A 2,279-nucleotide genomic window follows, 5' to 3' on the forward strand; every position below is an offset into this window, starting at 1 on the left:
ACCAGCCGGGGTCAGCGCCGCCCGGTCAGCTGCGCCTTCGAGCTCAGCGGCAACCGCGTCTCCTTCCGCCTGGGCAGTTACGACCCCGCCCTGCCCCTGGTCATCGACCCGACCGTCCTCTTCAACTCCTACTCCGGCGCCAACACGGTGAACTGGGGCATGGCCGGTACGTACGATTCGCAGGGCAATCTGTACTCGACCGGCGGCGTATTCGACATGACCTTTCCGCGGACGACGGGCGCGTATACGCAACCATTCGGCGGCAACGGTGACGTGGGCGTGCATAAGTACAACCCCAGCGGCCGGGGCGCGGCGGCCCTGCTTTACGGCACCTACATCGGGGGCCTGAACCCCGAGCTGCCCCACAGCGTGTGGGTGAACCCCCAGGACGAGCTGCTGATTCTCTGCTCGACCGGCTCCTCCGACTTCCCGACCACTGCCGGCGCCTACGACCGCACCTTCAACGGCGGGAGCTTTATCAACCCCAACGGGGTCTTCACTTACTCCAACGGGTCCGACCTCGGCATTATCAAGTTCAGTTCTACCGGGGCCCTGCAGGCGTCCACGTTTCTGGGCGGCAGCGGCAACGACGGCATCATGGGCCCTTTCAACCAGGGCTCCTTCCCGCTCCTGCGCAACTACGGCGACCAGTTCCGCGGCGACCTGACCACTGACCCGGCCGGCAACGTGTACATCGCCAGCCTGACCGCCTCCACCAACTTTCCCACCCCCGGCGGGGCAGCAACCACCTACCGGGGCGGCGTTACCGACGGGGTAGTCTGCAAGCTGTCGGCCAACCTGGGCAGCCTGATCTGGGGCACCTACCTCGGGGGGAGCGGGTCGGATGCGGCCTTCTCCCTTCAACTCGGCTCCACCGGCAGTGTGTACGTGGCCGGGGGCACCACGAGCCCCAACTTTCCCGTCACGCCCGGCACCCTGCAGCCGAACCTGGCCGGGGACGTGGACGGCTACGTGGCGCGCCTGAGCTCCTCGGGCAACCTTGTGGAACGGGCTACCTACCTGGGCACGGGCCTCTACGACCAGGCGTATTTTATTTCGCTCGATGCGGCTGACAACCCTTATCTGCTCGGCCAGACCCGGGGGGCCTGGCCGGTAACGACCGGTACCTACCGCAACGTGGGCGGCAAGCAGTTTATTCACAAGCTCAACGCGGATCTGACCTCCACCGGATTCTCCACCGTCTTTGGCAGCGGGGGCGCCAGCCCCGATATTTCCCCTGTCGCCTTTCAGGTGGATGACTGCGGGCGGATTCTGGTCAGCGGCTGGGGTGGCGACGCCTCCTTTGGCGGTACCTTGCCAAATCTGTCCGGAATGCCCATTTCACCGAATGCCACCAAGCCGACCACCGATGGCCTGGACTTTTACTTTCTGCAGCTGGGCGCCAACGCCGCTACCCTCGACTACGGCAGCTACTTCGGCTCGACGACCACAGGTGAACACCTCGACGGGGGCATGAGCCGCTTCGACAAGAAGGGCACGCTTTACCAAACCCAGTGCGGGGGCTGCGGGGGCACCAACTTCCCAATCCAGCCCACCGCCGGCTACTACCAGCTGTCCAACATCACCGGCTTCTTCTGCAACCAGACGACGCTGAAGATTGACTTCGGCACGGGCAGCGTATCGGCAGGCCCGGGCCAGACGGTGTGCTCGAATGCGGCACCCATCACGCTCACGGGCGCTTTTCCGGCGGGCGGCGTCTGGTCGGGCCCAGGGGTAACGCAGGTGGGCGGGGCGTACGTGTTTACGCCCTCAGCTGCCCTGGTCGGCAACCAGACCCTGACCTACACCCTGCCCGGGCAGCCCATCTGTTCCGGAACCGCGACCCGCGTTATTGTGGTGCAGGCGGTTACGGCCGCCAGCTTCGGCCCCCTTGACCCAGCCTTCTGCATCAGCCAGACCACTGGCACGCCCCTGACGGCCTCGCCGCCCGGCGGCACCTTTTCCGGGCCCGGGGTGGCCGGCAATCTGTTTTACCCGGCCGCGGCGGGCCTGGGCACCCATACTATAACCTACGCCCTGCCCACCACGCCCTGCGCCCCGGCCAGCACGGTGACGCGCACCGTGCAGGTTTCCAACTCCCTTACCATCAGCCTGCGTCAGGATACGGCCATCTGTCAGGGAAATATTGTGCCCATCCTGCTGGGCGGGGCTCTGCCTACCGGTGGCGTATGGAGCGGGGTAGGCGTAAGCCAGCAGGGCAGCCGCTACGTCTTCACCCCGCCCGCCACGCCCGGCTCCTACGCCCTGACCTACGCCAC

The 2,279-nt window shown here is 66.2% G+C and carries 1 protein-coding gene; it reads left to right on the top strand.

Features of this window, described 5'->3' with window-relative positions; all coding sequences use genetic code 11:
* On the top strand, positions 1-2,279 hold a 2,279-nt coding region (locus LJY25_RS21100; protein WP_449555740.1), incomplete at both ends, for a DUF7948 domain-containing protein.

Source organism: Hymenobacter translucens (assembly GCF_020685205.1).
Classification (GTDB): domain Bacteria; phylum Bacteroidota; class Bacteroidia; order Cytophagales; family Hymenobacteraceae; genus Hymenobacter; species Hymenobacter translucens.